This is a genomic window from Mucilaginibacter sp., from assembly GCF_028288225.1.
In the GTDB taxonomy this organism is placed as follows: domain Bacteria; phylum Bacteroidota; class Bacteroidia; order Sphingobacteriales; family Sphingobacteriaceae; genus Mucilaginibacter.
The window spans coordinates 1-25,438 of the sequence record NZ_JAQBOC010000061.1; the positions used below are offsets into that span (position 1 = coordinate 1).

Annotated in this window: 18 protein-coding genes; 9 read left to right on the forward strand and 9 right to left on the reverse strand. The window is 39.8% G+C overall.

Going from position 1 to position 25,438, the window contains the following annotated elements; all coding sequences use genetic code 11:
• Both JWQ54_RS18510 and JWQ54_RS18515 read left to right on the forward strand, forming a co-directional pair.
• A partial coding sequence (locus tag JWQ54_RS18510; protein ID WP_299587800.1) for a carboxypeptidase-like regulatory domain-containing protein occupies positions 1-566 on the forward strand: 566 nt, incomplete at its 5' end.
• A gap of 148 nt (positions 567-714) precedes the next feature.
• A complete protein-coding gene (locus JWQ54_RS18515; RefSeq protein ID WP_299587801.1) occupies positions 715-1,086 on the forward strand; it encodes a hypothetical protein in 372 nt (123 codons plus the stop codon).
• Between the two features lie 382 nt (positions 1,087-1,468).
• On the opposite strand, the gene JWQ54_RS18520 is transcribed toward JWQ54_RS18515, so the two are convergent.
• The 6 genes from JWQ54_RS18520 to JWQ54_RS18545 form a co-directional block, all read right to left on the reverse strand.
• The gene (locus JWQ54_RS18520) at positions 1,469-11,317 is read right to left on the reverse strand and encodes a hypothetical protein (RefSeq protein ID WP_299587802.1); all 9,849 of its coding nucleotides are present in this window, start codon (positions 11,315-11,317) and stop codon (positions 1,469-1,471) included.
• A gap of 33 nt (positions 11,318-11,350) precedes the next feature.
• A complete protein-coding gene (locus JWQ54_RS18525) occupies positions 11,351-12,715 on the reverse strand; it encodes an MBL fold metallo-hydrolase (protein ID WP_299587804.1) in 1,365 nt (454 codons plus the stop codon).
• A 238-nt stretch (positions 12,716-12,953) separates the two neighbouring features.
• Entirely contained in the window at positions 12,954-16,517 is a 3,564-nt protein-coding gene (locus JWQ54_RS18530) for a hypothetical protein (RefSeq protein ID WP_299587806.1), read from the reverse strand.
• Between the two features lie 12 nt (positions 16,518-16,529).
• Positions 16,530-17,264: a hypothetical protein gene (locus tag JWQ54_RS18535; protein WP_299587808.1), complete on the reverse strand. Its 735-nt coding sequence runs from the start codon at positions 17,262-17,264 to the stop codon at positions 16,530-16,532.
• A gap of 83 nt (positions 17,265-17,347) precedes the next feature.
• Positions 17,348-17,683 carry a hypothetical protein gene (locus JWQ54_RS18540; protein WP_299587810.1) on the reverse strand — a complete coding sequence of 112 codons (336 nt, stop codon included), beginning with the start codon at positions 17,681-17,683 and terminating at the stop codon, positions 17,348-17,350.
• A gap of 122 nt (positions 17,684-17,805) precedes the next feature.
• Entirely contained in the window at positions 17,806-17,994 is a 189-nt protein-coding gene (locus JWQ54_RS18545; protein WP_299587811.1) for a hypothetical protein, read from the reverse strand.
• Between the two features lie 865 nt (positions 17,995-18,859).
• On the opposite strand from JWQ54_RS18545, the gene JWQ54_RS18550 reads away from it, so the two are divergent.
• A complete protein-coding gene (locus JWQ54_RS18550; RefSeq protein ID WP_299587812.1) occupies positions 18,860-19,198 on the forward strand; it encodes a hypothetical protein in 339 nt (112 codons plus the stop codon).
• Between the two features lie 395 nt (positions 19,199-19,593).
• On the forward strand, positions 19,594-19,788 hold the full coding sequence (locus JWQ54_RS18555; protein ID WP_299587813.1) for a hypothetical protein: 195 nt from the start codon (positions 19,594-19,596) through the stop codon (positions 19,786-19,788).
• A gap of 18 nt (positions 19,789-19,806) precedes the next feature.
• On the opposite strand, the gene JWQ54_RS18560 is transcribed toward JWQ54_RS18555, so the two are convergent.
• Positions 19,807-20,853 carry a hypothetical protein gene (locus tag JWQ54_RS18560; protein WP_299587814.1) on the reverse strand — a complete coding sequence of 349 codons (1,047 nt, stop codon included), beginning with the start codon at positions 20,851-20,853 and terminating at the stop codon, positions 19,807-19,809.
• Positions 20,854-21,306: 453 nt separating this feature from the next.
• On the opposite strand from JWQ54_RS18560, the gene JWQ54_RS18565 reads away from it, so the two are divergent.
• Genes JWQ54_RS18565 through JWQ54_RS18575 form a run of 3 tightly spaced genes read left to right on the forward strand, consistent with a single transcriptional unit; the run spans position 21,307 to position 22,825 of the window.
• The gene (locus JWQ54_RS18565; protein ID WP_299587815.1) at positions 21,307-21,894 is read left to right on the forward strand and encodes a DUF6088 family protein; all 588 of its coding nucleotides are present in this window, start codon (positions 21,307-21,309) and stop codon (positions 21,892-21,894) included.
• Positions 21,872-22,006 carry a hypothetical protein gene (locus tag JWQ54_RS18570; RefSeq protein WP_299587816.1) on the forward strand — a complete coding sequence of 45 codons (135 nt, stop codon included), beginning with the start codon at positions 21,872-21,874 and terminating at the stop codon, positions 22,004-22,006. The genes JWQ54_RS18565 and JWQ54_RS18570 overlap by 23 nt, the downstream gene beginning before the upstream one ends.
• 18 nt (positions 22,007-22,024) lie before the next feature.
• Entirely contained in the window at positions 22,025-22,825 is an 801-nt protein-coding gene (locus JWQ54_RS18575) for a nucleotidyl transferase AbiEii/AbiGii toxin family protein (protein ID WP_367187109.1), read from the forward strand.
• A 159-nt stretch (positions 22,826-22,984) separates the two neighbouring features.
• On the opposite strand, the gene JWQ54_RS18580 is transcribed toward JWQ54_RS18575, so the two are convergent.
• Entirely contained in the window at positions 22,985-23,203 is a 219-nt protein-coding gene (locus tag JWQ54_RS18580; protein WP_299587817.1) for a hypothetical protein, read from the reverse strand.
• A gap of 146 nt (positions 23,204-23,349) precedes the next feature.
• On the opposite strand from JWQ54_RS18580, the gene JWQ54_RS18585 reads away from it, so the two are divergent.
• Positions 23,350-23,529 carry a pirin-like C-terminal cupin domain-containing protein gene (locus JWQ54_RS18585; protein ID WP_299587983.1) on the forward strand — a complete coding sequence of 60 codons (180 nt, stop codon included), beginning with the start codon at positions 23,350-23,352 and terminating at the stop codon, positions 23,527-23,529.
• 84 nt (positions 23,530-23,613) lie between these two features.
• Complete coding sequence (locus tag JWQ54_RS29205) at positions 23,614-23,682, forward strand: helix-turn-helix transcriptional regulator (RefSeq protein WP_367187111.1); 69 nt, start codon at positions 23,614-23,616, stop codon at positions 23,680-23,682.
• Positions 23,683-23,811: 129 nt separating this feature from the next.
• On the opposite strand, the gene JWQ54_RS18590 is transcribed toward JWQ54_RS29205, so the two are convergent.
• Complete coding sequence (locus JWQ54_RS18590) at positions 23,812-24,951, reverse strand: glycoside hydrolase family 18 protein (protein ID WP_299587818.1); 1,140 nt, start codon at positions 24,949-24,951, stop codon at positions 23,812-23,814.
• Positions 24,952-25,438 lie beyond the last annotated feature (487 nt).

Here is a 25,438-nt window from a genome sequence, read left to right on the forward strand (position 1 = left end):
AGCGAGACCTGGGCGAACCTAAAATAAAAGGACTTGAACTTAAGATAAACGGCGGCCGCGTGCAAAGCAATGTCCGGGATACCAGCATTCAAGTATTTGATCTTATACCTTATACGAGTTATTTGATCGAACTAAATCCCAACAGTTTTGACAATATTGCATGGCAGCTGAAAAAAAGTATGTTTAAACTTACTATTGATCCTAATAAAGTGAAGCTGCTTGAAATACCCGTTAAGGTAAGCGGAGAAGCTTCAGGAATGGTTTATGGATGTTCTCGTGACTTGATCGGACAGGATCGAATTGTTATTGATTTTTACCAGGGTTCCAGACTTGTTGGAAAAACTATTACAGAAAGTGATGGTAACTTTAGTTTTCTCGGTCTTCTTCCGGGAACCTATACCGCATGCGTTGACCCGGAACAATTAAACAAATTAAAGATGAGAGCATTTCCATCTTCAGTACCCTTTAAGGTTAAAGTAAAAACAGATGGTGACGTGGTGAATAACATTAATTTTAAGCTTGAGCGATTAGTGGATAGAAGTGCAACACCAGCAATAAGTAAATGAAAGTACGCTTGCCTACGCTCTTATTCGAGTTGTTCAAACCATAATTATATTCTAAAAAGGTGTAACCTACAACGACGTTTTACGTACTATTGGTTAATTTTCGCCAATTTAATAACTATAATTTAAATAACTAATTTTAGTGCAAATCATGGAGTTGACTATGGCTATCTCTTCGCCACCGGCATTTGAGTTTTTTGTTGAACCGTTTTTATTCAGGTTCGCTCCTTCTCCAACAACCACTCAGCTGGACCTTTCCGTGACTTTGTTTTTAGCGGAGGCGGGGCTCCAATGTTGCAGCTTTTTTCTTTCGCCGCCGTCTTCTCAATTTAATTTAAGTGATTGCAAAAGTAAAATTTCCAGTCCGGAGTGGCCCTGCGGATACAGTATGTCGGGTCCCATTTGGGTGGTTTTTGGTGCAGATGGAAAGAATAACGTTATTTACGGTAATGATATAATATTCAAAAAAGATGGATACCAAACGCCACCTTTCAGCGGGATAATGGGTAGTTGGTCCTGGTAGATTCTTGACAGGTAAGTAATAATATTAGACATTTCAGAGCCATTAAGCAACATGTTCCGGAATTGGAAACAAATTGTTCCGGAACACTGTGACCATGCCAATAGTCTTAAATGCCGAATTTATCAATGATATACCTTACACAATTGACTAAACTTAGGGATGGAATCATATGGTCCAGTGTACCGAAATAGCCACTTTTAAAAAGCCGGTAGTCTTAAATCAGTTAAAAAGGAGTCGAAAAGTTTCCCATATGAGCTCATACACAACAAACATTTCCATCATTAAAAGAAAAGCCATACTGCCTAACTAACAATCCTCAAAACAGTATGGTTAGTTGTTGGTTCTTACAAGGTTTTTTTTATGTCTTCCAAGCGCTCATAATTTAAACTCCCCATGTTGTAATATCGTTTATATTAAGGTATAAATAGCGCATTGTTAGCAGCGGCATTTTGTTGCCGTTTATTCCTGAATAAACAGAAATATCAAAGAAAAACTTCTTGTTAAACCCTTGCGGCATATAAGCATCATTCCATATTTTCATAGCTCCTGTTATTTCTTTTGCGATGGCAGCAAAATTGGTATCCTGGTTTGGGGGGATAGGTATTGATGGGGCAAGGAAAACAGGCAGGCTGATGTCAATACTATCCGGAGCATTTTGCAATGTATAGTTGTAAGAGATCTCGATTTTCATAGTGATGTCAAAAGGAATCTTTTGTCCCAGCAGGCCAATGAACATACCAGATATTTGCAGTTGCAAATCCTGCGGTTGTCTCGCTATATTATAATTATATTTCGGATCACTGTAATCCAATAATGGAATTAACTTATTACCAAAGCTGATAAGTGGTGTCTGGTATACGAAATCATCGGCTGTTCTTATCCATTTGCCTGCCTTATCTTTTACTAAATTTTCATTTCGTTTTACCTTAATGAATGAAAGCGCATTCTGGAAATTGATCACATCTACTTTAGACATAGAAACAGTTCGTTTAGTTATCACTTTTGATTCTTCTACCGTCAGGTATTTGGTCGGGTCAACAAGTGATTGATAAGCGTATCTGTAGTCTCTGAGATCATTTACCAGCTTTAAATTATCCTGGGTAATTGTTTTGTAACCTTCAATTTCAATAAGTGGAGGCACTAAGCCCGGTGTTTGATTATCCGCGGCAGATAAGGTTATGATCAGCTTTTGCTTATCTATTGGTTCCTCATTCTTTTCAGGACGTTCTATTACACTGAACAGGTAGTTGCCGCTATATATTTCTTTCAGACTGTTTGAGAAAAGCCTGAATCCTCCCTGCCATGCGTGGGCTACTTTTTCTGTTATTTCTTGGAAAGACCTTAAGGCCGCTGCAGCTACCTTGTACTCAGGTGCGGCCCTGTCTGTTTTGGTAGTAACCGTTGTAAGCGATGCTATCAGGTCTTTGTGTATATCAGGATAGGTTGATATAAACTGTGCAAGGGTAGCGAATAAAGCTGCATTCACAGCCATAAAATTGACCGGCCCCGGGCGTAAATTAAACCTCATCTCAGAGTGTATCGTATCCTGCTGTGCATAGTGCTGGGTGTAATCGTAATCAAAGTCCCATTGCCTTGCAGTAGGTATCGTTACAGTATCATCCGAATTCGATTTTACACCTACCTGTGCTGTAAGTGAAGGTGGAGTAGGGTAGGCCCTTAGCACAATAGGCAGGTTTAATGCTTCAGTAGGAGTTAGGTTATTTACAGCCGGAACAATAACAAAATTCAGCCAGTCAGATGCTTCATATTCCTGTATCCCGTCTACTTGTGTTATATTATGCTCCAGGTGTGTTACCTGGTATTGCAGATCTAATGGTATGAATGTTTGATTTTTCGGATTCTTTACTGTAAAGATGAAATTCAGATAAGAAGGCAACTTGTTGTCGTTAGTCAGCACAATCTTGCTGTTAGACAGGCTAAACCCATCATTTTTAGGCGTATCTCCTGACAGGCCCGCGTTAATTGCTCTTGTACCCTTCATGCTGCCATATAATCTCGGATAACTTATTGCATTTTGCTCCTGGTTGGTCCAATCTACCGATACATCGATCGGATATTGAACTACTGCTGATACCGCATAAAAATCAGATAAGCGTATCAGCATTTGTTGTTTGAATTTATCTCTTGCTGTTGTATTATCTCCGGTATATCCAAAGAGAACGGGCTCTAAGTAATTAGCCAGCGATCCTGCTAATGATTTTTTGCTATTGATAATTGATAACAGCAAGTCTTCTTTTTTAGGATTTTGCGGATCATCTTTGTACAATTTTGATATCCAGAATGTAGCGTTGACATAAGCCGGGTTCAGTAAGTCATCTATAGAAAGCAGGAATTGTCTGCCCCATGCATCCATATCTATGCCAGAGAACGTTTTCTTAGCTACATTAGGGTCGTTCCAGTCAATTCCCTGCGCGGTTACGTATGGATAAATGTTTATGTTCGGGTACCCTTCTAATTGTGTAGAGATAGGCCTGGCAGCATATACGGTTGCATTCTTGTCGTCTTTTTTATAGAATATACCTTTAGCCCCTTCTTTCAGCGCCCATCTTACTATCCATATTCCTTTGCTATCGCGTTTGTATTCATTAGGATTTGCGCCCGAAGCAGTAGCTATTTTCAATACCAGGTCATCATACTTGAAGATGGTTTCGAATATACCCGCAAATACTTGCAGATTCATTGCGTCATCTGTAGATGAAGATTGAGGATTAATACTGCAAATAGCTTCATATACAGCATTATCGTCAAGAAAATCATCGTGCACACGTACAATATCCCTGTATATACCTACTGATACCAGCAATTCAAAAATGTTATTCATGTTCAGGGTAGCGCAGATCGCTTTAGATAACGGCGCTTTTATAACAGGTTTCTGATTAGCATCCCATTTTATGGTGCCGGCAATTAATTGATCAAGGTAAATATAAATATCGCTTATAAAGACCAATATACGCTGCACCTGTGCGTCCGGCAGCATATTATCCGTATCGGTGGTTAATGTGGTAGAAAGTGTGAACCGAACGTCACTTTTCTTCTGGCCTGGATTTGCAGGTTCAGGAGCATATAATTGGTTCAACTGGTAATATACTTTCTGGTATACCTCTCTGTCGCCGATCGCATTTTGTTTCCAGATAGGCGTGCTATCCGTTGTGCCCGGGCGAACCATGCTTAGTGAAGGGTCGTAGCGCGAATTATCAAAAACAACGTCTACCAATAATTGACGGTTATTAGATGAGTTGTCAAAACGATAGTTGGTGGTAATACCCGGCCATTGGTCTATGCCCAATAAAGTATCAGTATATCCTACTTGTATAGGTTGTTTATTTAAGGTGACGGTCGGGTCAATATCAGGATCAGTAAATGTATTTTGGATACGGTTACCATAAGTATCCTGCCAGTCAAGGAATAATTGGGCATAACCACTGATACCTGCATAAGGATTATTGGCAGCAGCAGGGAGGTTAGGCTTATCAACTATCGGGTTGTATTTGGCATAGCTATGTATCTTTACCACCTGTTCATAAGGCCAAATGCCAGGGTCATCATTACTTGTTTTTGCTCCAGCATTTTGGTCGGTTTTGTTGCTCTTTAATGGTCCTACAGGCAAGCCGAAATCTGACAGCTTAAAGTCTGCATTGTCGCTGGACGCGTAAGTAAGCAATTGATATTCATTTTGCAACGATTTTTCTGCATAGTCTGGTGGTAACGGCTGCCCCGCAGTGATAGCTGGTACAACGCCCGGATAATTTCTATTTAACTTAAAACCAATATTGCCCTGCGGTACTACTTCTTTATAATCAAGTACCTGATCTCTTACCGTTATATTGCCAGTCTTGAAGATATTGGCTTTACGGTCATTATAAAATGCCAAAGCCTCAATGGTAACGAAATAGTAGCCGGCAATGTTTTGCATTGTATTTCCTTGCGCTGCAGTATCGGATATTACATATTGAAGATTTGGTATGCGAAGCAATGTCCAGATGGCCAGGTTATCAAAATTTGGCACTTCCGGGTTGAACGCCTTGACGGCATCAGGTGTTACGCCAAAGTAACTGGCAATGGTTGCTAATGTTTTTCCCGGTTTCCTTTGTTCAGGACGCACCTCATACCTGATATTCTTAATATCGAGCGTAACACCATTTGATAATAGCGCAGTCGCATTTACCAATGCAATTTCGCTTATTGCTGCGTTGTATTTGTTACTTATTGATAGGATTGTATCATCGGCCTTTACCGGGTAGCTGATATCGTTTTCTTCAGAGCGTGACGCAACAATATCTGCCGACGGATCTATTTGATCGCCGGTCACCACACTGTTCATATAATTATATAGCGGTATCTCAGTGTTTTTGATCGTATTTGCCTTATAGGTTATTAAGATAGAGATCGTTGCATTACCATCACGGTCAAACAGTACATCAGCCAGCGCATTATTATTTACTTTCTCCTGGTAATATAAATAATAACCACCTGAGCGCACCACGCTGCATTCCCATAGTAATTTGATGAAATCATATTTACTATTAATAACACCGCTCGGATGTTCTATGGCCGCAGCTTTTAGCAATGGCTTCGCAAACTGTACCGGGTTAGTATCTGTTGAAAGGTTAACCTGTGTAAGGAACATATTCACATTATCAGGACCGTCGGTTAGGTAGCCTTTTGCATCAGCAGCAGTTGGGTTAGGCTGGTACAGCAGACTTATCTGGTCTATTATATTATCATTGCCAGTTGGCATAGCCGAGAGCAGTTTTTCAAGCAATGCAGTTCCGGCTTCGTCACTGCCTATGACTTCATAGGTATTGGCTCTCATGGCTGAAGCAGCTTTTTCTGCTGCAGGCACTCTCTTTATGCTCACATCAATTACGGTGGAATAACCATAGAAATTGCCTGGGGTAAATTCAAGCATATTTTTTCCTGCACTGAATTTTCCGATTTGTAAACTCATTAGCGGAGCCGCTGAAATTTTTTGTGCTAATAAACTTAACAGTGCAGGTGTAAAGGTCCATATGATAGGCGAAGGACTGGCCAGTTTTTGCTGGTCAGAACGTTTATCATAAGGTAATACAAAAGGATTGCTGGCGGTTCGTAATTGGTAATAATTCTGGAATGAATAACTGCCTGACAGTTTATCTACCGGCGAAATAATGCTCAGGTCTTTTATGGAAGGCCTAAGTTTGGTATTTCTGGCAAAGGCAGCTACTGCATTTACTACATCTATATCTACAGGTTTCAATATCGCAGCAAGGTCATCTCCGCCACCAAACGATATATAAGTACAGCCATTTCTTTTCAGCGTTATTTTATAAGCATCCGTATTCTTCATATCAGGCAGCGGGAATTGCTGTCCTGTTATACTCCACATAGAGCAATCTTTCGCTGTTCCGGTCACCCATTGTGGTGTAACTGAATCTGCAAATGAGATACCGCTAAGCGGCAAACGCAGTCCGTGCATCTGATACCTGGCTATCATACCGGCAATTTGTGCACTTTTGCCCTGCGATGATAACATACCGAAGATATCCTCAGTGCCGATGGTTTGCAGCGCTGTTATTACAAGGTATTTATCATCTTCTTTGCCGGCAACAAAAATATTTTCGATAGATGTATTCTTAGGCTCGTTGGCTAATGTGTCCACATCCGTATTATAGAGGGACAATATTTTTTGGAAATTATCATTCTCTTTGAGTTTATAACTCACTGTAGGAATACTGATAGTAGCAAGCGGCCGAAGAATATTGTTTAATTTCTGGAAATCTGCATTGTTAGCCAGGGTATTTATATCGGTTTTCAAACTTCCAGCCAAACTGGTCAAAGTATCTGCCGAAACAATGGTCCACTCATTACCCAACAACTGTACTTTCACTCCGGCGGCTAAAATATTATGGACTGTGGCGTTTAATAAAACAACAGCGCTTGGTGTTAATGCATACAATGGTTGAGTTGCGATGGAATTAAAGGAGTCATTTACTTTTATGTTGTATGATTGACTGTTAACGGTGATAATCTTATCTTTAGTAAGCGCATGTGTTTTATTGGCACTGATCACCTGGCTGGCAGTTAAATTACCCGGTTGAATAGCGTTTGCCCAAGTTAAAATTGTCTGGATGTCCTCACCGCCTTTTAATTCATAGCGGTAGTTTTGTGCAGCGTCGATGCTGTCTTGTATTACCTGCCTGGCCGTGAGCAGGAAATAGTCCTGGAAGATGTATTGGCTCAATGGGGTTTTATCAAGCGTACCTCTTATTGCCTTAGCTTTAGGTGCATTGCCTGTTTCTTTTTGTACCTGTACCGCTAATTGATTAAAATAATCTGAGAGTGCCTTCAGGTAATTATCATCAGCAAATGAATAATTATTAAAGGTTACTGCATACTGTGGTGCATCATTTAGCGAAGTATCCAGGCCAAATACCGGCGGCATCGGGAACACGGTTGCATTAATATTTCCGGATAACGGGAATGCAGTAATAGTTAATTGGTTTTGGAGAAAATCCGAGAGATCCGTATAAGGTATCGTATATCCCTTTACCGATAGTGCTGCGTAAATTGCTTTTAGGGTTTGAACGGGTATCCTTGCAAAATCAGGTATGTTAGATTCTGGTGTTGCAGCAGTAATTAACCACTTAAATAGATTCTCAATGATATTGTCAAACGACGTTTTCCCAACATCGGTGGCTCTACTATCTCCCTTAATGATTACCGGGCTATCTACAAACATCATGGAAACATAGGAAGCTTGTACAGTATTGGTATTGTTTTCACTATTTACAGCCAGATGAGGCGTGAAATATATTTTTACGGCATTATTAGCCTGCTTCGGAAATGGTCTGAACTTGAGTTGTATTTGTTGTGCAGACAAGTTGGCATTTGCGCGCAACATATGTTTAGGAGCTGCAAGGCAACTCCATGGTGCATCCTGAGTATGATCGCTGCCCAATTGGAATGTTTCATTTATAGTGGTGCTGAATGAGAAATCGATGGATATAGAGAACAATCCAAAATCAATAGAAATAGAAACTGCAACAGATACACCCGCAGAGATAGCAAATATGATGGCTTTATAAGATTCATAAGTGATGCGTGCCATTACATATACAGTAAGGCTCACAGAAGCTTTTACAATTGCAAAATCTACGGTGCCGTATAGTTTACCAAGGATGCCTAATGTTCCCTGTAATTTAAAATAGTAAGACTTTTGAACATCTGAGGGATTATCCCCAGGGCCTATGGCATTAGTATAGGGTAGCCATGTGGCTATCACACCTTCTACGATCCCTACGACAGTTACACTAAAGCCCGCTTTCAAAATCCCCTTATCAATATAGCGGCCTATACCTAACTGCATACCGATACCGAATATCAGCACAGGATCAAACTGACCACAGTTTGCATTAGGCACATCGTTTGATGTTGCGCTGCTTAGCTTGCCAAAATACAATCCGCCCGACCCCATCACGGGCACACCAAGAATAATTCCCTGTACAGTAAATGAACGGGAGAAATCCATATTGTAAGGGAACCCTATATCTACTTTAAAGTCGCCGTTGGTATAAATCTGCAAAGCTACCACAGGCAATACCACAGACACCGCGCCAAAATCCAAATAACGCATCGCATTTGGTAGTGTCAGTTCCATTTGGTACACACCGACCGAATCAGATATTTTGCGATATAGGATTTCAAATTTTAGTCCGGCAAATATTTTTGCTTTCTCACCATTCATTTCTATACGCAATCCGTATAGCTCAGGGTCTGCAAATACAACGGACAGATCAATAGTATATTGGTCTCCTACCTTCAATATACCAAAGTTGGTAGCAAAGAGCCAGCCATTATCAGCTTTAAAAGTCGGTTGCCCAGGCCCGCCAATAGGTATGGCATCACCAACTGGTGTGTTCAGCGTTTTTATTGCTTTTATTACTTCAGGTATGGTTTTAAATTTATCTGCTCCTATTGATACCCTTTGTCCTAATGCCAAAGCACGCAGGTCAAAATAGGCATTGCCCCGTCCCGGCACCTTTGGCATGTTCTGCACATCCTGCGGTTTATTCTTCCCAAATCGATCATTATCCCCTATCTCCTTGCCCAGGAATCTGCCTTTTATAGACAGTGTCATTTTTTTGTCTTTATTATTATTACCAAGCTCTAATGTAGTAATGGTGATAAAGCCAAGATTTATTTCGCTCGGTAGTGTATAGGTTACGCCAACACTCTTCGTGTCAAGGTCAAATGTGATACCGAATCCTTTTAGACTAATGTCGTTCAATATCGTCCATGGCGCCTCCAGTTTAAAATTGTGCACACCGATCACATTCATAATATTGATCAGCAATTCGCCTAGAGTCAGATCTCCGATCTTCAAGCTTATTTCCCGCTTCTTTTCTGTTATCGAATATTCAGCAATAAATTTTTCCCAGAATATGAAGTTGAGTATTTTATTATCCTTATCAAACCTGTATTGAATACCTACTTTTAGGTTAGAGAAGCCCGGAAATTCAAACACACCCTTTATTGATCCCGAGAAGGTGCTGGATTGGTATTTTATATCTACCGCTGCTGTTACATTTACTTTTGGCAAAGGCCCAAACTGAAAGGTCCATTTTCCGTCTGTACGTGCGGCAAAAGAATAACTCGTCGTATTATCAGACTTATCAATGGTGAATCCTATATCCGTTACACCAAGATTTGACGGGAATATTTCTGTAGGCATTACCACATTCAATGGCTTCAGTAATTGATTTACGATTGCCTTCAGGTCAATTACAGCTCCCGGTTGTGTCGCTGCAACAAATTTCCAGCCGGTAGCGTCTTCCTCTTTTGTTGCCGACAGATCAAAAGGTAGGCTAACAAGGGTGACCTTACCTTTTATCTCACCAAAAATAAAACGGTTGGAGTTTAAGGGATTTTTAATGGTCAGGTCAATAGCTGGATTGGATATTTCTAAAACATCTTTTAGAATCGTCCATTCTAATTCTGCCTGCACATTCACTTTTATAAAGGAGACAGTTCGGTTAGATGGATTAAATGATACTGTAAATTCTTCAAGGTTGAGGCTTTTGAAATCAAAGACATCTTTTGGTAAACCTATTGCCTGGGTATTGAGCCCGCCTGGTATATTAGTGTTATCTAAGGCTGCTATATCATTTATACTCGCATCAGTAGTGCCGGCCGAAACAGATAATTGCCAATCATTATTTCCCGGCGGAATTATAACATCTACTCCAAAATTCAGTGCGTTAGAAAAAACATAATGTCCTGTTATCAGCGTATTAATAAGGCGTTTGTTGTTCTGCCAGCTTATATTAAATGTTATACCTGTATTAATTATTTTGAATTTTCCGGGCACCACATCCCATGGTTCTACCGAACCGAGATCTAAAAATAAGGAACTGATTTTAGCCTGGGTAGGATCAAATACTACCTGCAATTGTTTTACACTAAATAGGTTGCCGATCTTTACCACAGCATCAGGTAATATCGAGAAGAGATTTACACCTAAGAATAATTTCACAAGGTCTGCAAGGCCCTGCACCAAGGGCGTAGAGGAGCCAAATGTAAGTATCCATATATTCTTAGTGCTTTGTGTGCTTACCGGCACTACTAGCTCAACAGTAAGATTTGTTTTTCCTAATGCAAGTGTTCCTATTAACTGAAACTGTACATCTTGATTAGTTACCCCTGGAATCTGCGTGATGATAAGACCAAAACCGAGATTAGTAAGCGACAGGCCAAATGCCGATATTAGACTTATATTCAGATCAGAACTGTCGCACAGCATGTTCAGTGTGAATGTGCTCGTATCTACTTTAAGATTTGTATTATTAAATAATCCTTTCGGGAATATAGCAGGATCAGAAACTTTGTCCAGGGCTATCAGTCCCTGGTTTACGAGCATAACTATAGAAATATTATTTAATTTCCCTGAAAAGGCGGACTGGTATTTATCTGTTCCGATTTCAGTAAATGTCCATTGAATGGTACTATCGGCATCAAATAACGAAGTCTGTGCATCTGCTATATTTATAGTATTGCCTGTTACCGTTACTTTGTCCGCGCTAAGCCCTCTCAGCCTAATAGACGACAGCTTCACATAGCCTAATGCGATGCCAATACTTTCGCATTTGATGGGAAAATCGTCAGGAAAATTAAGCACACCACCCTGGGCTGTAATGGTATCTTTTAGTTTCTGTGCAATGCTGTTAATATCCATGGATTGTTTTTTATCACAAACTGATTTTGTGTTCTATTGATGGCATTCATATCGTGCAAGAAATGTATGCTTTGATATATTATTAGTATAATTAAAGGGGCAGTTTACTCGCCATACCTGGAAATCGCTATAGTTTGCTATGTTTTGTGGCGGCACTATTATCAGGTAACTACCGTTGGTGTTAATATTATTATTTCCATAGTCATAACTTGTATTTGCCCGTGCAGCGAAAAGTGTATTAGCATAGGTAAGGCTAGCCTGCCCGGTAAAATTATAGAGATTGGTAAAATAATACCCTTGGCTGTATATCCCCAGGGTTGGGTTGCCATTGTTTGATAAAGGTGCTACCTGGCTCATGTTATAGAGCGTGTTTAATCTCGGAAGTTTATGATGGTTATCGCTGCCGGCAGAGGTAAAGATGGCCGCAGGTCTGAGCGTATTAAGCCACATTATATTATTGCTGCAGGCGCTTCCGTGATGGCTTATTTTTATGGCACATATATGCCCTGCCACATTAGTGCCCCCTCCTTTTGGTTGTGCATTGGGCAATAATGTCTGTAGTCCGGCAGCTATTGACGTTTCCTGGTCAGTATATGAAGCGCAGTTGCCCGTCACGGTAAGTGTGCCGGTACCATAAGGTATATTTTGGGTGTATTTAGCGTTGTGACCGCCGATATCTCCGGCAGTATAATATCTGAATTTACCATATACCAACAACCACCCGAGGCTGAAATTATTCTGGTTATTTCTACGTGCCGCAATATTATTTACTACTGCACCTCCTGTACCTACATTAGATCCATTTCCGGCAATGCATATCAGGTACACGTTAACGCCCTTTATACTTCCAAGAGTGAGGGTGTCGCGTATCTGGTTTGGTAAATTAGTTAACCCTGCTGGTCTTCTTGCTGCAGTATTAACGTTGTTCCCATAGGCCGAAACATTTGTTTCCCAGACGCCCGCTGCGCGTGGAGGGGGAAAAGTTATATTAGGAGGCGCTAATGCAGGATTGTGTGCTCCTGCAAGTATGGTATAGTTACCGCCATCGATTATATAATTGGCCCGTATTGTACCGTTACCAAGTGCCAGTAAGCCATTATAATGGTCGTTATGAAAATGGGACAAGATGAGATAATCGAAATTAGCATTACCTCCGAATTCCTGGTTGATATATGGGATCAGATAAGTTGTAGCGCTAGACTTACCGCCGTCTATTATTGTCTTTGCTACTACGGCGCCTGCATTATCAGTAATAGCGATGATCGTACAATCTCCATTTCCAATATTTACCTGGTGTATCTGTAACTCATTCTGCGCCTGAATAGTCAGCGGAATAGCCAATACTATCCATTGTAGAAGGAGAAAAGTTTTTATATAACCATTGTTTTTTGTTTTCATCTTTTCAGGTTAGGTTTTATTGATGGCATACATAGTTACAAATAGCAGGTAAGTAAATGTGTTAGAATTACCCCCCGTCAATTATTATTTCAGCTATAACAGCATAGTTATTATTCTTATGGCTATGATCGGTAAAGTCGCGATTACCAATATTTAACTCATGGATTTTGGACTGTTGTGCATTTACCAGCGGAATAATAAGCACGATCTATAAAAAAGAAAAAAGTTTTCTCATGTACTATTTAGTTTTCTCGGTTTCAGGTTTAGCAATTCTTTTTTTAGGCGCAGGCTCCGACGCTATTTTAGAAGCGTTATCATCTTTTACATACGCGGCATACCAGCCAAGCGTATCCTTCGATGTATCGGGCGAAGGATTGCCGAATAAATAGAAAGAGATAGTAGCCCCCGGTGGCAGCTTCGCTATACCCAGGAATTTTACGCCGATATCTACCAGTTTCAGAAGAAATGATTGTTGTTTGGGAGCATACAGCAAGTTAATATCCGCTATGCTCACTTTTAGAACCCCTTGAAGGCTCAATAGTTTAGCGTCGCCACCTGTGCCCGGAAGTTTCATTCCCACCATCAGGTTATAGTTGGAGTCGGTAGCCTTGCTTCCCGGAGCCCAGGCAAGCAATAAATTAGAATTAAAACCCACAGCCGATGCCAATGCGCCCGGAGTACCAAGATTTAAAGAACAATCCAGTCCGTACCAATCTCCGTCAGGCAAACTGTTGCTAAGTTGAGTGGTTGCCTCCAGGTAGCCAAGAGACATAGGTTTTTTATCCTTATTGCCGCTTATCAGTCCATTTAGTTGCAATGCAAAATTAGGGTATAAACTATCCTTTCTGCTCGTAGATTGTTTTAAGTCAAAAGCAACATGCGACGTGTCAAAGCTGAAAGTGCGAACCGTAGGCGTAGTGACATCAAAATCCATTTCTATAGCCAGGTTCGAGATGCTTAAACCTATCAATGTTGTATTCGGCGTTACATTGCCAAAAGAGAACAAATCAAGATTAACCGTGTTCTCGCCATCGATATAGGTAGGTATGTCAAAACTCAAATATCCCCAGAAGCTAAATCTTGATTTTACAAGACCCGTATTTGTTTTGCCCTGGTTAACAACCGTATTGAATTGAGATTTTATTACCTCTACATAATTCAATACATTGCTGTCAAACAGAAATTGATTATCGCCTACCTGATCAAATATATAAATAGGTTTTGCATCTCCTTGCTTCTGATAGCTGCCGTTGTAGACAATGGTATTGTTACTATTCACGCCGCTGTTAGTTCTGATACCTATCACTTTGTCAGAGAAAAGGCGATTCATTGTAAGCTGTGCCTTGCTGCTAAAATCTTTTACAGCGGCATTTTCAAAAAGCACCTGTAATTTCAATACCTTAAAGTCATAATCCACACCCGTAGGGGCCTGGACAGGCGTATTGGGATCTCCGCCCTGGTTTAATTGTGCCTCATAGGCCCTATCAAAATAATTGATCAGCCCAAACATCGACGATGTGCTCGATATATCTACTGTAGCAGCGCTCAGCGGGTTAACGCGTGTTCCAAAATGGTGCGCGTTGAATCTTGATATATCAATGCCGCCTATCAGGCCCTGCAATTCGGAAGGAAAAGTTTTAAGGTTGATATCAGTCTTTAAAGCCAGTACACCATTCCAGGTAGGATCAGTAACAATATTTACAAAATTTTGAAAAAATGTATCCTTATGAACATTCAGCTGTGATTTTGCATCAGCAATATAATCCTGTATCCATTGCGATACGGCAGTCAATTCCAATTGTGCAGCGTCAGGCGTTTCCTGCGAGGCGTTAAAATCCTTAGCCTGTGTCCATTTCTGCGGATTTCTCACCCTTTCCTCAAGCGTGCCCTCACAAAATTTGAAAATAAGCACATTGGTATAATCACCGAACTGTTTTTTTAAACCTGTATTTATTATAAAAGGCCATGCCTCTAAATTCATTTGGTTATAAAAAGCAATCCCAGGTGCCAGATCATTTGGATTAAGCGTAGAAGTGAGTGTACCTAAATTTTTATTTTCAGTAATTACTAAAAATTGCTGGCTCACCTGGAATGCCTGGAATAACGTAGCATTAGGGTAGGTAAATTTGATGTCTTGTTGCGCCGGTTGAAAATTACGTGCAATTAAAAGTTCTGCCCAGCTACCGTCACTTGTGTTCACAGTTGCAATAAGCCCCTGTGGTGTAGTAGCCTTTTTAGTTTCCCCTGAGCCCGATAACTGGTATAAATGTGCTGTGCCGGAAGGAGGTGGTATAATTTTACTTTTTCTGTGCGGGTTCAATATTTCAGCTTCAAAAGTTACCGCATCAAAATTTCCTTTCACAATACCTGTGTAGGCTACTAAAGGGAAGGCAACAGATTGGGCATTTTTTATGACAACGGGAGAAGAAAACCCGCCCAGGAATTCTGCATATGTTTTATTTATCAGCGCATCCTTATTATACAGGGAAGAGCCTTTAGGTTGGGTACTATATTTAGGTTGTACCGCGTCTTGTTCAATCGGATAGATGCTCACCCACGATGTCAAACAGTGGCCATCTAAAAGCAGTTTTTCCTTGCCATCACCTGTATCATATAATGATACATTTTTCATGGGAAAAGCAGGTGAGAAAGCGCTTTGGCCGGGTATGAAAGCTATCTGGTCTCCCTTGGTATTATCCCACGGTTGAAAATTGATTATTTCAGTTCCCGAAATACCGCACAATAAGTTTTGCCTGGAAGTAATACTGGTGTTATCTAATGCAAGCGTATGTATACCACCCGGCGCCAGATAAAAATTCCCATTCTCCGGGTGATCAGTCTGGGCATTATAAAACAGCATAATAGCGGTGGTACTAAGCGGTTGTCCGGTAACGGGGTCTATGCCGGGATGAGGTTTTAGGTTGATTTGGTAAGCAGTGTCAGTTTGCAGCCAGGTGCCTAATTGCGTATTGGTACCGTCTGAATTCTGCCCCGTAAAAGCAAACCACGTTCTTAATGGATTTATTTTGTTTAAAATATCTGTCGGGTCGAGGTTTGATTTAAACACAACAGAGATACCTTTGTTCGAGGGTTTAATGATCGGGTAATCTTGCGAGATCAATTGATTATCCTTATTATAGAAATAAGAAAATTGAAAATTAATATGATCAAAATCACATAAGCCCATTTGATCCCGTTGTGTTTGAAAATTTGCCTGATACCCAAAAGAGCCTCTCAGATTTCCCGTCAAAGGTAAGTTTGCAAAATTGGGGCTTATGTTACCCCTTATTTGGTATAATTGCGAAACCAGGCTGATATTACTGCCGCCGGCAGAACCAAATACAAAATCATTCTCCGACAGTTTTATAACACAACCGCTTGTTATAGAATAAGTCAGGTCATTTGTCATTTGAATATTCAGATCCCCAAATGTCGTAAAAGTACTACCTGTAGAAATGCCGAAATTAAACGATGTTATATTTTTTGAAGTTAATTCTGCTGCATTTGGATCAAGCAACCACATCATTATCCGCCCATTGAACTGATTGCCATAATTTTTGCTGATATAGTCCCTTGTATTTGAAACAAAGTCATCAGTTTTTTGCGGAGTGCTCAGGTCAGGCCCTTGTCCGCTATAGATGTACGATCCATCATATTTATTCCATGAGTTATCTATGGAAAAAGCATCTTTGGGTGGGGTACGCGTTGTACTAAATAAGTAGCCCACCCAACTTTTATCACCCCCATTTAACGGGGTGAGGAATAAAAATGGATTTGCACTTGGGAAAAAATATTCAGCCATAATAACTAATATTTAATGATCAAATATTGATGGGCTCAGGTCCCAACTTGCAACCTGTGCACTAAACTTTGCTGGGTCATGGTCATCACTTGTTATAGTGCAGGAAAGCTGTATATAACCCTTCTGTAATTTAGAAGGAACCTGCATTACTATTTTTGCACCTTTTGCAATTGTCAATCGTCCTATTGTAAGATCGTTAGGTATAGTAGCTGAAGGAGTGACAGGGGTCAGGGTTATGTTATACATAGGTGTATTCACATAATAAAAAATAATGGTTGTAATGTCTTGATTGTCTCCACTGATCGTAGTTTTTATCGAACATACAGTCCCCAGGTCATAGCTTTGCTGGCTTCCTGTCTGGTCGGTAGTGTTCCAGCCGGCCAGCTGCCCTACAAATTGGTTATTGTCACCGGGTTCGGTAAGCTTTAGGTTAGCATCGAGCGTACTTATTTGGTGATTACGACCAACCTTTAGCTTTATAGTTCCCGTTATACTACCGGTATTCCAACGGCTATCGATAGCTGTTACCGAGTCAGTCGCAGTTAAAGTATGCGTTACAATAGCTTGCTCTTTATAAGCGAGCACAAGTTCCACATACTTACCTGACTGGCTTGGTTTTATTTTTGCTGAAAAACTACTGCCCAGCTGCTTTTGATAGTATTTTCCGTTCTCTATTACCTGCGATCGCCCCACGTACGGTAACAATAGCAACAACAAGAACGACGAACATAATCTCATTGTTTTCATCGCTGCTTGGTATTAGGATAGATCACAGAGAATAAATGTGCTTTCCTTGAAAAGCACATTTATATAATTAGCTTGTTAAAACTCTAAGAGCTTAAAGGCCACTGTGCTACCATTGCCGAAAAAGGAGCTGGGTCATTATCACCGGATTTGAGCATGCAATTTAAAAACACGCTTCCTGGCTGAAAATTTGACGGAACGGTAAGTGAAAGCGTGGCACCTTTCAAGATCGTTAGCGATCCAATAATAAGGTCATGCTTAGTTGTTGCATCTAACTGAAGGGCATTCAGTGTTGTGGTATAAACCTGTGTGTTGACTTTAAATATCGCTATTGAAGCGACATCTCTGTCATCGCCTGTAACTGTAGTAACAATTTTGCCTTCGTTACCAAGAGTGTAACTCTTAACGATTGGATTTCCCATAATGATTTTTTTGTTTGAATGATAAGGTTTAAAAATGATAAGGTTCGAATTATAAGGATTAATTATAAAGCAATTCAAACTTATAGAAATATTTTCTAAATACAAATTATAAAGTGATTTTTTTAAAAAAGAGTAATACACGCTATTCTTATGCCTATAATTTTATTATCGTTTTGGGAACTTATCATCGCCCGGCTATTTTCTAAAGCCATGTTCAATTTGGTTTGCGGATGGATCTGCTTTAACAGGAAATGAATATATTGAATTAAAACAGAGCATTCCTGTTTATCCAAAGGAGGAGATAATTCCATGGGATTGGACTGGAGTAAATTTAAGTAGAGAAGCTCATTAATCGTAATGCGCATGTAGATGGACATTGCCCCCCTTTGTAGTTTTTTTGCTTTCTGATGTAAAAAAGCAGATGGAAATTACTTTTCATAATTACAAGCTTAAAAGTAAAACAAAAGTAAGTTTGTAGCCTGCTTTTATCAAGATGTTTAATATTTGAATATGTTGATAATCAATTAATTATAAGTAATTCGGTGCGTAGTGTTTTTCCATGTGTTACGCACCGAATTACGCTCATTTTTGTTGCGATTTGGTGCATATTAGGGTGTTTTGATATCAACAAAAAACCCTGCAAACTTTGGATTTGCAGGGTTTTAGCATCTTTTGGTATTGTTTTTTGTAGCCCCAAGGGGAAATTTTTCGAACCCCTTTTACAGGATTTAAGACTATTGGCCGCTTCCTAATAAGTGGCAAATATCTGACATTGAGAACCTTAAGAAAGTTTGTAAGTTTTCATGTTTAAAATTTACTTAACATAATATTCGGGAGAGCGTCCAAATACTCGGTCTAATTTTCTTTGAGGCGCTTGAAGAAAAGAAGTCGCCGCTAGCTCTCATTTATTTTTTGGTTTCACCAAGCCAAAGTTATTTTAGCAAATAAAGAGCGTGGATTTAACAAGACACTTCCATAAGTAACGATGAGGTTAATGCGCAGAATTATTTCATATATCAAATCCTCCATAAATTTTTCAGGGATTATGAGCGTACTTCTGAGGCATAAATTAGTGTTTACATTTCGGACACCTTCCGTTAACGAGAAAATTGTCATACCAATGATTTAAAAAACGAAGGTAATCAAAATGAAATGTTGCTCGAATCAAAAATCGAAATGGAGATTATTCCAAATGATACAACAAAACCGTATTTCAAACGGATCGAAGACGAAAACCGCAAACTTTTTCCAATAATTATTGCTCCAGGAGAGTATAAGACAATCAATCTAATTGGGGATAACAAACATTATTCAAAAGGTATGCTCGAATATACCCCATACGGTCCAAAGTTTAGAGAAATCACCAGATTTGATTCTTTACATCTGGTCAAACCGGGGGACCAAACAATTAAGGTTTTTGCAAACATTAAAAAATGCGTTTCCAAAACGCTCCCCCGGAATATTGCAAAAATAGCGCTATTTGGAATAAATGTCATCCTCCGTCAGGCGAGATAAAAACCGTAAAAATGGATCTGTTGTGGTAGTTGCCAAATTAAAAAACTCTTTAATCCAATTCATTTGGCCTGTTGTTATTGAATATACATTATTATATCATACTAAAAAACTGCTGGTCTTTTAATCTGCGATTTGACCTTCTGTGCCGTATGGAGAAAATTGGAACGCAGCCTTTTGGACGCAGAAAAGGCAACTGAAAAACACTGCGAGTATAAGCATTGGATTTTTCATGAGTTAAGGTCTTTAGACGAGTAATTTACAAAGATAGTTTGAAACTTGCCATTGTAGAAGATAGTAAATATCCCGGGTGGTTGATACCCATTTCACGGGATCAGCTAAAACGACCATTAGGGACGTGCCACCGTCGGAATGGCAGCAGAAGCCTTTAAACGGAAATGGATCATGAAGCAGGAATTCTCAGCCTTTTTCACTTATCAGCTAATTGGGGTTGTTTGATTTCGACCACGCCGATCATTCCTGATCCAAGTAGGTTCACCCATAATTTGCCAGCTTTAGTATTTAAATGGCAACAAATAGGCTTTGAAGTCATGTGCGACTATCGCAGGCTCTCAATGCTGCAAATAATATAATAAGCTTTGACCATTTTTTTAATTTGATTGAACTATAGTTATTTTACGGATTTTATTACCGGCAGCGTCCGATATAAAAATATTACCGGATGTATTGATTACTATTCCGAATGGGCCAAAAAAGGATGATGTTAGCCCGACGCCATTTGTTTCAGCCGGCATCCCATTACCTGCAATGGTTTGAACAATGGCCTCTGGCGATATCAACCTGATCAGGCTATTACCAGAGTCGGTTACATAAATGTTGGACTTAGAATCGACCGCCACTCCAGATGGGTGTTGAAAAGAAGCTGAGGTTCCTTTTCCGTCGACGTTTCCAACAAGGCCACTCCCCGCTACAATACTTACTTCAGCTTGTTGATTTATTTTTAAGATATTATTGCCGGCATTATCAGCGACATATAAATTTCCGGTTTGATCAATTGTTATTCCTGTCAATGTCTTAAACGAAGGGTCTTTTGAAAATGTACTTACGACCCCTTGATTAGTTATTTTACGAATCGCATTCAAGTCAGTAACGAATAGAGTCCCTTCTGAATTTATCGTTATACCGTAGATCCCTTGAAACGAAGCTGCCGCTCCTGTGCCATTTGACTGGCCTATGTAGCCGCTGCCGGCAAATATGCTTACCATCCCATCCGGGGTGATTTTTTTGATCAATAGGTCTGATTGATCGCTGACAAAAATATTCCCATTAGCATCACAGGCGATTGCGGTTGGATAATAAAAAGTTGATGTTGCTGCTGGTCCAATATCATTACCTTTTTTGCCAGTTCCCGCATAAATAGTTACCGTACCATCCGGTGTGATTTTTCTAATAACACAATTGTCATGATCTGCAACATACAAATTATTGTTTTTGTCCAGAGCAATGCCCATAGGATAGCCAAACGATGCGGCTGTGCCTATACCGTTGCCAGAACCGACACTTCCGCTTCCCGCAAAGCTACTTACTGTAAACGTTGAATTTGATTGAGCCGGGACTAAAGATGATTTTTTTGAACAACCAGATAAAAGTCCGGCAAAAAAAATGACTAGTATGAGAATTGATAAGGGCAGTTTCATGATGAGTGAATAAAATTAAGATTGTTCACAAGATATCTCATTTTAAATAGTTTTCATAATTTAAAGCGTGTTCTCAACATTTATCGCCATTCCGGCCGCCGGAACACAGTATAGAGAGCCATCAGTTATATATTTCGGCAACGTGGCAATAAGTTGTCGAAATTCGATGACTGTTAAATACTTTAAGTTTTAAATCCCAGGAGACTGGAAAATGATGATTAAATATAATTAATAGCAAATCTTATGGGAATTCGAACCTTGGCAATAAAAAAACCGTGCAAAATGGTTCGAATTCCGCACCTGCCGATGTAAATTAGGCTGTATTTTATATATGTTTAAACATGTAAATGTTAAAACATAGTCCGACAATAATTAGTTATTTTACGACAATCTGCATGAATTTTGGATAAATAACCTTGCAGCTTTCGCCATTTTTATTTATCTTTGCGTATTATGGCAATGACAAAAGTAGATGAGCTCCGCCGCCATTTAAAGCGGGGGAAGGTTTATAGGAGAAGCGATCTTGAAGTGTATTCCACTGCGGTTGACCGGCATTTGGGTATGCTGGTCAAAGAGGGTGCGCTGCAGAAAATAGCACCAGGTATGTATTATCATCCCAGGGAAACTGTATATGGTGCTGTTCCGCCTGATGAAGAGACTTTGGTTAAAAGTTTCCTAAAGGACGACCGTTTTCTGGTGACGTCTCCAAATGTTTACAATAGTCTGGGTGTTGGCACCACGCAGTTATATAATAAACGGGTAGTGTATAATCACAAGCGGCATGGAGAATATACGTTGGGCAATAAGCACTTTACGTTTTTAAAAAAGCCGCATTTTCCAAAACAGGTTACACCTGAATTTTTGGTGGTTGACCTGGTAAATAATGTAGATACGCTTGCCGAAGATAAAACAATGGTATTGGGTAAAGTAGCAGATAAAGTGCGACAGATGGATCATAAAAAGCTGGCCAAAGCTGTAAGGGAATATGGCAGCGTCAGGACACGAAAATTATTCGACAATGGCCGCTGGCTTTCTGCATAACCGCAAGGATTTCCCTGAGTTGATCAGGGTGATCGAGGGTGAAACAAATATTTTAGCCGGTCTGATCGAAAAGGATTACTGGATCATGCATGCCCTTTTTGGCCTGAAGTAATCAGGGCATGATTTCGAGTTGAAAGGCGGCACCTCGCTATCGAAAGCCTATAAAATCATCCACCGTTTTTCTGAAGATATCGATATTCATATCAACCCGCCTGCCGGGATGAAGATCAATGAAAACCCTAACAATACCAAAACTGCAACTGTCGCCGCACGTAAGGCTTTTTATGACTGGCTTGCTGAAAATATCAAAATTGATGGTATTGAAAAGATTGAACGTGATCTGAATTTTGACAATGATTCGGGGACAAGCGGAGGTATCAGGCTATTTTATAAATCACATTTTCCGGCTATAGCCGGAGTTAAGGAAGGGATCTTACTGGAAGCCGGTTTTGATACAGTAAGCCCAAATTCAACGCTTACGATCAGTTCATGGGCGTATGATAGAGCCGCAGAAAACAAGAGGATCGGGATCGTTGATAATCGTGCGGTTGATATCAAGTGCTATGATCACCGCTACACGTTTGTAGAAAAATTGCAGACCATTGCCACTAAGTTCCGGAAAGAACAGGAGTCAGGTGTCGAAACGCAGAACTTTATGCGGCAATATTATGATATATATTCTTTGCTGGCTGACGGGCAGGTCCAGGAATTTCTGGGAACTGCACCTTATTTGGAGCATAAAAAAAAGCGTTTTCCGGCAACGGATTTCGTCATCCCGGTAGGCGAAAACCAGGCTTTTCTTTTAGAAGACGAAAAGTTGCGCGCAAGATATAAGGTACGATATGAAGCGACTGCAGCGCTGTATTACAATGGCCAACCTGATTTTGAAGGGGTAATGGGACGCATTAGGGCGTTTGTGGCAAAGATGTAGGTGTTTCGTTTTTTATGCAATTTAATTAGTAACGACAAGTAAAATCAGGACGAGACATTAAGTTGGAAATATGGGGCCGTTGACCACCGGATTCTGGAATGTGAAGCAGGTTATCCAGTAACACTTTGACCATAGTAATTTATTGACTGGTTATTGCGATTATTTAGCATGTTCTTTCAAAATTGCGTCAAACAAACGCTCATGAACTAAATAAAAGCCCTCGACGCTGTGTGTAATAGGCGGCTTGTTAACGTCCCACATCTTTACTGATTTGTCCATATTAGCCAATACATCATCTGCTTTGTCCTTATGTTGATGTGCGGTTGTAGCCCATATATTGGGTTGAATTACCTGTTTATTCTCACAGATGAAATACATCTTTCTAAAACGATACTTTGGCATATTACAAAGCTATGCTAAAATTATTAGCAAACGTGAGCGTGTTGAAAATTTAATCCACAGGGAGGACTGCACTTACCAAGATACTCGGAACTTCTAACCTACCACAGGAACAACAGTTTTCTATAGCTTCACTCGATAAGGCAGCAAGCGAAGCAAAGTTTTTGGTGTTAAATGGAAAGCCATTGAATGAACCTGCAATACATAAAGGCCCATTTGTAATGAACACTGCAGAGGAAATAGATCAAGCATTCGAAGATTTAAATTCTGGAAAGTTTGGCTATCTCGAAGAAGAGAAAGTATGAGTTTAATTACTAATTATAGCACTCGCAAGGCTTAATTGTTAGTAATATCGAACTCTTGTTGAATTACTGTAGCCTGAACACCCTTTGCACTTTACAAAGATATTCAAAGCAAATACAGGAAAATCGCCAAGCGAGTATAGACACTTGAATTAAATCGCTACTAATTCCTTCTGCTGAAGACCGAGTAAAAGAAATTCTTTCGGAGCACATTCATTGGCGGAAAATGGATCCTGATTATAATAACCTTCCGCGCTAAGCTCCTTAATTGAACTTTAACCAAGGTTAATCATTCATAAATTTAACCAGGGGATTAAATAAACCCTGCTTTTTTAAGTCTTCCGTGTATTCCCAAAACATTACCCCCGCTAAATTATTCTTTTTCACATATCTGGTCTTATATTTAAATGACCTTACGTCATTATAAGTAACAAACGTGTGGACTTTACTGTTCCACAAGTAGGGTACTTTCGATTTTTTGTCCCAAAATCTTTCAAAACCATTCTTGTTGATGTACGAATTTTCCAGAGAATCATAAGGTAAAGAAAAATGATGGCCAGCAGAAGGCTGATATAATCCCCGATCCTGATCATTTACCATGGTCCAGCCGCGGCCATAAAAAGGTAAGCCCATCACTATTTTATTTGCAGGCACTCCTGCTTTTATAAAGTTTTGGATCGCATCAGCAGCGCTAACCCTGACTTGATGTCCATATTTTGATTGATAAAGATTACTTTGATGACCTGTTACTTTATCATTACCGTTATAAATATCGTAAGTCATTATATTTACATAATCAAGGTACCTACTAACGGGGCCTACTTCTGTATGGTTCATATAAGCAGTATCTACTCCCATAGCTGCTGTTAACAGGTAGTTTTGATGATGGCCTGAAGCAGCCTGTTCATCAAGCGCTGCACGAAACTCTTTCATCAGCAGAGTGAAATTTTGCTTGTCTTCCGGCCTGTATATATTACCTGCTCCTATTTGGGCAGGGTATTCCCAGTCAATGTCAATCCCGTCAAGTTTAAATTTCTCAATGAATGCTAATGCGCTTGCAATAAATTTCGCCCTGGATTCGGCAGTTAAAGAAGCATCCGAAAAATATTTACATCCGCCCCAACCCCCAACTGAAATCAAAATCTTAAGCGCTTTATTTTCGTCTTTAGTCGTATTTAATATAGCGAGGTTTGTTGAGTCTTTTACAGAAGCTGGTGCTAAAACTCCGTTCTGGGTCAGATTTGCAAAAGCATAAATGATATGAGTCATTTTTGTAGCAAGGATATCTTCTTTGGTCCAGTTTTTACTACCAATGTAACCCATTATCACGTATTTGCTGCTCCCGGTGCTATGGGACTGGGCAAATAAACAATGGCTTTGTATTAAAAGCATAATAGCCGCAAGGGAAACAAAAGTGCGCTTCATGAAATTTTGATTAAAAAATTAGAACCAATAGCTGTAAGATGATGTACTGAATAATTTAAAAAACGATAAAAAACTGGCATAAGTGGATATTGCCCTTTTATGAAATCATTAAACTATTCACAATTCAAACCTAATTAAAAGCCGCAATACTTTTTAAATTTTTTTAATAAGTAAGTATATTTGTTACAGTCAATACCGTAAAGTTTGTCGTTTCGCTTCATAATAAACGGTCAATTTAGGGTATCTATCGGTTGTTCCCTCCCTCTCCGCACATTTCGGTGGTAACATCAAATAGATTGAAAATCAAACAATTGTAAGTTTTTGTATTTTGCTCGAAACCCCTATTTATCCACCTATCCCTGACAGAAAAGGGCGTGATTAGGTGAGTAGTTTATCGCCTGCTACCTCAGTATTACGCTTGAAAGTGTCTGGTTAGAAAAGAGCCGGACCCCCATTTTTAAATCTCATCCATAATCATTTCTTACCA

Excerpts from the sequence above, each read along its gene's own strand:
- JWQ54_RS18515 (WP_299587801.1), top strand. The coding sequence starts at position 715 with ATGGAGTTGACTATGGCTATCTCTTCGCCACCGGCATTTGAGTTTTTT.
- JWQ54_RS18520 (WP_299587802.1), bottom strand. The coding sequence starts at position 11,317 with ATGGATATTAACAGCATTGCACAGAAACTAAAAGATACCATTACAGCC.
- JWQ54_RS18525 (WP_299587804.1), bottom strand. The coding sequence starts at position 12,715 with ATGAAAACAAAAAACAATGGTTATATAAAAACTTTTCTCCTTCTACAA.
- JWQ54_RS18530 (WP_299587806.1), bottom strand. The coding sequence starts at position 16,517 with ATGGCTGAATATTTTTTCCCAAGTGCAAATCCATTTTTATTCCTCACC.
- JWQ54_RS18535 (WP_299587808.1), bottom strand. The coding sequence starts at position 17,264 with ATGAAAACAATGAGATTATGTTCGTCGTTCTTGTTGTTGCTATTGTTA.
- JWQ54_RS18540 (WP_299587810.1), bottom strand. The coding sequence starts at position 17,683 with ATGGGAAATCCAATCGTTAAGAGTTACACTCTTGGTAACGAAGGCAAA.
- JWQ54_RS18545 (WP_299587811.1), bottom strand. The coding sequence starts at position 17,994 with ATGGAATTATCTCCTCCTTTGGATAAACAGGAATGCTCTGTTTTAATT.
- JWQ54_RS18550 (WP_299587812.1), top strand. The coding sequence starts at position 18,860 with ATGGAGATTATTCCAAATGATACAACAAAACCGTATTTCAAACGGATC.
- JWQ54_RS18555 (WP_299587813.1), top strand. The coding sequence starts at position 19,594 with ATGGATCATGAAGCAGGAATTCTCAGCCTTTTTCACTTATCAGCTAAT.
- JWQ54_RS18560 (WP_299587814.1), bottom strand. The coding sequence starts at position 20,853 with ATGAAACTGCCCTTATCAATTCTCATACTAGTCATTTTTTTTGCCGGA.
- JWQ54_RS18565 (WP_299587815.1), top strand. The coding sequence starts at position 21,307 with ATGGCAATGACAAAAGTAGATGAGCTCCGCCGCCATTTAAAGCGGGGG.
- JWQ54_RS18570 (WP_299587816.1), top strand. The coding sequence starts at position 21,872 with ATGGCCGCTGGCTTTCTGCATAACCGCAAGGATTTCCCTGAGTTGATC.
- JWQ54_RS18580 (WP_299587817.1), bottom strand. The coding sequence starts at position 23,203 with ATGTATTTCATCTGTGAGAATAAACAGGTAATTCAACCCAATATATGG.
- JWQ54_RS18590 (WP_299587818.1), bottom strand. The coding sequence starts at position 24,951 with ATGAAGCGCACTTTTGTTTCCCTTGCGGCTATTATGCTTTTAATACAA.